5 protein-coding genes (1 of these 5 running past the window's edge) are annotated in these 5,000 nt (G+C 65.2%); 1 reads left to right on the top strand and 4 read right to left on the bottom strand.

From position 1 onward, the window contains the following. Positions 1–719 carry the 5' portion of a hypothetical protein gene (locus tag SX243_06370; protein ID MDY7092585.1) on the bottom strand. The gene continues 631 nt to the left of window position 1, outside the view, so the window shows 719 of its 1,350 coding nt (coding positions 1–719); it begins with the start codon at positions 717–719; its stop codon lies beyond the left edge, outside the window. A 31-nt stretch (positions 720–750) separates the two neighbouring features. After that, complete coding sequence (locus SX243_06365) at positions 751–1,599, bottom strand: DUF547 domain-containing protein (GenBank protein MDY7092584.1); 849 nt, start codon at positions 1,597–1,599, stop codon at positions 751–753. A 170-nt stretch (positions 1,600–1,769) separates the two neighbouring features. Between SX243_06365 and SX243_06360 the strand changes: the two genes are divergently transcribed. Then, entirely contained in the window at positions 1,770–2,603 is an 834-nt protein-coding gene (locus SX243_06360; protein ID MDY7092583.1) for a VOC family protein, read from the top strand. 8 nt (positions 2,604–2,611) lie between these two features. Here SX243_06360 and solA read toward each other — a convergent pair whose 3' ends face one another. Both solA and SX243_06350 read right to left on the bottom strand, forming a co-directional pair. Further along, positions 2,612–3,823: an N-methyl-L-tryptophan oxidase gene (gene solA / locus SX243_06355; protein MDY7092582.1), complete on the bottom strand. Its 1,212-nt coding sequence runs from the start codon at positions 3,821–3,823 to the stop codon at positions 2,612–2,614. A 53-nt stretch (positions 3,824–3,876) separates the two neighbouring features. Beyond that, positions 3,877–5,000: VWA domain-containing protein (locus tag SX243_06350; protein ID MDY7092581.1), on the bottom strand; the 1,124-nt coding region annotated here is incomplete at its 5' end.

Below are 5,000 nucleotides of genomic sequence, written 5' to 3'. Positions count from 1 at the left end.
TGGAAGCTGACCATGCGGAACGCATCGTTGTTGTCGAGGATCCAATCGAGAATCTGCGGAATCTGCTCCAGGTTGCCAAGATGCACGGTCACGGTGGTGGCCACGTGGAGGGTTCGTCCGGTAGCACGCCGCGTCTCCCGGATCAGGTGGGCGTAGGCATCCCGGATGGGGTGGAGCTCCTGCTCTTCGATGCCTCGGCGCCAGCCTCGCCGTCCGCGCTGTGTGGAGTCGACGTGGATGGAGAGCTTCTTGAGGCCGAAATCGGCCACCAGTCGCCGTAGATATTCAGGCTTCTCGAGGAGCCGCTGGCCGTGGGTCATGACCATCGGGTCGAGACCGATCTTGCGGGCATAGGCGACGTAGGTTCCAAGAGTCTCCACCGGTAGGAGGGTGACCTCGCCGGAGGTGATCTGGGCTTTGCCCTGGGGGCCGAGATAGGCACGAAGCGCATCTAGCTGCGCCCGGACCTTCGCCTCCTCGAGGGGTGTCGTGGCGTTGGCGGTCTTGCTCAGGTAGCAGCTGGTGCAGGCGAAGTCGCAGCGCTCCATCACGCCGTAGGTGGCACCACAGGAATGGTGGCCACGACCCATGGTTTGTTGGGACGTTCGCAGCCGCTCCGGCAGCAGAGCCCAACGAGCCTCGTTGAGTCGCCCGCGCTCGGCGGGTATGGGCTCCGCCAAGGCCGCCAGCCACCGCCGAACTCGGACTCCCGCACTCACGCTGCGGAGGCTCTCAGCAGCCTCAGCGCCGTCAGCGCTGAGCGTTGAGGCTTTTGTCATAGTCCAGAAACTCTACCCGAAAGTCTGCTGGAATCTTCTGGCCGTCCGGCCGATACCGATTGACGTAGGTGAGGAGGTTCGGCTCCTCCGATCCCTGGCCTCTCTCGTAGGAGAGGAAATCCTCCCGAAACCAATCGAAGATCTGGGAAAAGGCTACGGTTCTCGCCTTGACGTCTACCCTCACGTGCCGCGGGTCGGTGACGAACTCGGTCATGGCGGTGTCCAGCTGCTGGTCGAGCTCCGCGCCGAGGAAGGGCTGGCGGGGGAGTCGCGGGCAACCCCGGGAGGCGCAGTTGAGGGCGGCGTGGATTCGCGGATCCTGGAAGCCCTCTCGGATTACGTCGTCCTCGAAGTTCTTGAGGTTGGTGGTCCGACCCTCGACCTCCACATCCATGGCGAAGAAGAATCCGAATCCGGTGCCGGTCCATCCCCACACGGATTTCAGTCCTGGCCCCTTGGACAGCACGCCCTCGAAGACCAGCGCGTTGTAGGCGTTGATGTAGTAGGCCAGCTGATGGTCCCGATCCGGGAAGAGGTGCGGCGCGTTGGCGGGACCTCGTTGGTGGATCTGCTCCAAATAGGCCCGAAGCCGGTCGTCGGAATCTCGGAGCCCCGCGTAGTCCACCAGGCCCTGGTCGTCGACGAAGGCCTCCAGCACCTCTCCCCAAGCCTCATGGGAGAATCGTTGTTCCGGCTCGCCCCAGGCCGGTAGTGAACGGGAGCCGAAGACTAGCCCGAAGAGGGCGAGGAGCACCAAAACCCCCCGCCGCCGGCTTCTCGGCCAGGGTTCACAGAGCGGCTGGAGACGCAGGGGGACCATGAGGGGATCTCCTCGTAGTGGAATGTTGGAAACTCGGACGGTCGAAGCAGCCCGGATGTTCCGGGAAGCAGGTCTGCTTACCCTGTTTTCTACCCGATTCTACGGGTGGGAGAGTGGGGCGGATTGGCTCCGGAGAACCGGTTGGGCGGAGAGGTTGAGAGGAGGAGAGTATGGGTGAGTTGCTAGGGGCCATCGATCACATCACGGTTGCAGGAAGGGACTTGGGAGAGCTGAGGGAGCGCCTCGCCGGAGCGGGTCTCGCCACGGCCTACGGTGGAGCCCATTCCAATGGCATCACCCACATGGCGGTGACTCCCATGGCCGACGGCAGCTATCTGGAAGCCATCTCCACCCTCGAGCCCGGAGCGACCGATGCACCGCTCTGGGGACCTCAGATCGTCGCCGACGCAGGTGCCTGCGCTTGGGCCGTACGCTGCGACGATGTGCAGGCGGAGCTGGCTCGCCTCGACGCCCTTGGAATTCCCGTGCGCGGCCCCGAGCCCCTGGACCGCCATCGCCCGGACGGAGTTCACCTGCGCTGGCTGCTGGGGTTCGCCGGCGAGGGGCCACCGGGGAGCATGCTGCCTTTCTTGATCGAAGATCTCACGCGTCGGGAGCTACGCATCGAGGCTCCCGAGACGGACTGGGTACGGCCTACGGGACCGGCCCTCGCGGTCGCGGGAGTCGAGACGGTGGTGCTGGCGGTGCAGGATGCAGGACTGATCCTCGAGCAGCTAGGCCTGGCCTACGGCCTTCGGGAGGCGGCTCCCCGCCCTTGGCCGGAGCTCGATGCGGAGGTCAGAGAGCTTCCCGGCTCGCCGGTGGCCGTGGCAACCCCGGCGTCGAGGAACGGCTGGCTGGCCGGTCGGCTGGAGCGCTTCGGTCCTGCTCCGTGTGCCTTCGTGTTGGGAGCTACTGGAGCTGGCGAGCGGCGATGGCTGGCGCCGGAGCGCTTGGGGGATCTGCGGTTGGGGGTGACCAGCGCCGACCGAGGCCGCCCCTAGCTAGTCCGTTAGCTACCCGCGAACCGGTCCAACGCGAAGAGCCCGATGGGATGCTGGGTCTCCCCGGATTCCACCAGATCCGCGAGGATCTCCCCGATGAGTGGGGAAAACTTGAACCCATGGCCGGAGAAGCCGCCGGCGACGAGAACCTGGGCATGGTTCGGGTGGGGGCCGAGGAGGAAATGACCGTCGGGGGTGTTGGAGTAGAGGCAGACGGCTCCGCGCAGCACGCGGCCATCGAGGGTCTTCATGTGACGGCTGAGAAATTGGTGGAAGGCTTCGCCGTCCTTCTCGGTGAATTTGCGCTCCTCGGATTCCGCATCGGTCTGCGGGCCGTGGGTGTGGATGCCCACCTTGACGCCGCCCCGGAAGCCGTCCAGCGCCGGGAGGCCGTAGAAAATCGGTTCGCCCTCCGCCTCCCAGACCCAGGCGGGGAAGATGTCTGGGAGAAAGGGTGCCAGGGTCTTGCTTGGGGCCATCCAGGCGATCGTCTGGCGGGTGACCTGAATGGGTAGCTGGAGCTCCTGCGCGACGGAGCTCAACCAAGGTCCGGTGGAGAGCACCAGTCGACCCGCGGAGTAGGTGCCCTTGCCGGTGGTCACTCGGACGCCGTCGCTCTCGACTTCCCAGCTTTCCGCGGGTTCTTTGTACCGCAGCTCGGCACCGGCGCGGCGCGCCAGGCGCAAGTTGGCTCGGATCGCCTTCTCCGGATACACGACGCCACCGGCGGGTTCGAAGAGGCCCACGGTTCCACCGCCCGCCGGTCGGAAGGGAGAGAATCGTCGGTAAAGGTCCGCTCCCTCCAACAGCTCATACTCCAAGCCGTGCTCCTCGGCCGCCGCCCGGCTGCCGGCCACCACCTCGCAGTCCGGCTTTCCCACCATCAACGCCCCGGTGAGCCGCATCAGGTCCTGTCGCGAGTCTTTCTGCAACGCTTCCCACAGCTCGTAGGCGCGGAGCGCTAGGGGTACGTAGTCGGGATGCTCGAAGTAGGCCTGACGGATCACCCGGGAACCACCGTGGTGCGAGCCCTGGTCGTGGGGTGGCCGAAAGCGATCGATGCCGAGCACCTTCAGGCCTCGGCGGGCTAGGTGCAGGGCCGTCGCCGAGCCCATGGAACCGAGCCCCAAGACGATGGCGTCGTAGCTCTTCTTAGAGCTGTTCTGGCGGGCTTTCTTCGTTTTCGACGAGGTCTTCTTGGATGCAGTCTTTTCGGCCATGGAGGACAGCGGCTTTCTGCGCCGACGGCGCGGTCAATGCGGGAGACAGGCTATCAAGGATAGTAGCCGCTGATGGTCTTGGCCTCCAATCCGCTCGGCTTGGCCCGTACCTCGATGCTGCGGAAATCGCCGGAGTCGTCGGTGTTGGAGCTCTGGTAGGCCAGCAAGTATTGCGAGCGCAGATCCTGCTGCACGAGCTCGTAGATTTGGTCCAGCTGGGTGATGTCGCCGATGAAGAAGGCCCGGCCGCCGGTCTCGTCGGCCAGCTGTTGCAGGTTTCGCCGCGCTTCGAAGTCCCGTAGCTGGAGGCCGATGGGGTAGATGGTGATGCCGGCCCGGCGGGCGTATTCGAGGGTCTCGTCGAAGCCGAAGCGGCTGATCTCGTCCTTGCCGTCGGAGAGCAGCAGCAGAGCCCGCTGGCCCTTGATGCCGGTGAAGTAGTAGAGGCTGAACATCAGGCTGTCGTAGAGCGCCGTCTCGCCTTCGGCGGTGAGGCCGGCGAGACCGGCGCCGAGAGTCGGCAGGTCGTTGGTGAGCTTCACCGCCAGCACCGGCAGGCGGTTGAAGGTGATCACCGCGGCACGGTCCTGGGAACCCACTACCTGGCGGAAGAAGCTGAGGGCGGCGGTCTTGGTCTGCTGCAGGGACTCGCGCATCGAGCCGGAGTTGTCGAGCACGATGCCGACGTGGATGGGCAGGTCGGTGACCGCGTCGAAGCGCATGAGCTTCTGCTCCACGCCGTCCTCGAGGACCTGGAAATCCTCCCGGGAGAGGCCCTGGACGGGGCGGCCGTCCTGGTTGAAGACGGTGGTGTAGAGCTCGACGAACTGCACCTCCACTTCTTCCAAGTACTCCGGTGCGTTGATGAACACTAAGTCTTCGGTGCTGTTGCCGTCGGGGAGATAGGCGACCGCTCGAATGAACGAGATCTCCTCCTCCGACGGCAGCGCCACGGGCTGGGTGAAGGGGGGCTGATAGAGGGTGGCTACCAGGCTCTCGTTGAGGTAGATCTCCAGCCGTTCCAAGGTGCGCCCCTCCGGCAGATCCACCTCCGCCTTGGCCAGCAAGCTCTTTTGGTAGCTCTGGCCGCGCCGGGGCTCGATGAGCTGGACCTGGAAGCGATTGCCTCCGGAGTTGACCAGAAGCTCGTCCTCCGCCACCAGCTGACCGTCGGTAT

It is taken from the genome of Acidobacteriota bacterium, from assembly GCA_034211275.1.
GTDB lineage: Bacteria > Acidobacteriota > Thermoanaerobaculia > Multivoradales > JAHZIX01 > JAGQSE01.
This window is presented reverse-complemented; position numbering and strand designations above follow the sequence as displayed.

Coding starts and splice junctions, on each gene's coding strand:
- SX243_06365 (MDY7092584.1), bottom strand. CDS start 1,599: ATGGTCCCCCTGCGTCTCCAGCCGCTCTGTGAACCCTGGCCGAGAAGC.
- solA (MDY7092582.1), bottom strand. CDS start 3,823: ATGGCCGAAAAGACTGCATCCAAGAAGACCTCGTCGAAAACGAAGAAA.
- SX243_06360 (MDY7092583.1), top strand. CDS start 1,770: ATGGGTGAGTTGCTAGGGGCCATCGATCACATCACGGTTGCAGGAAGG.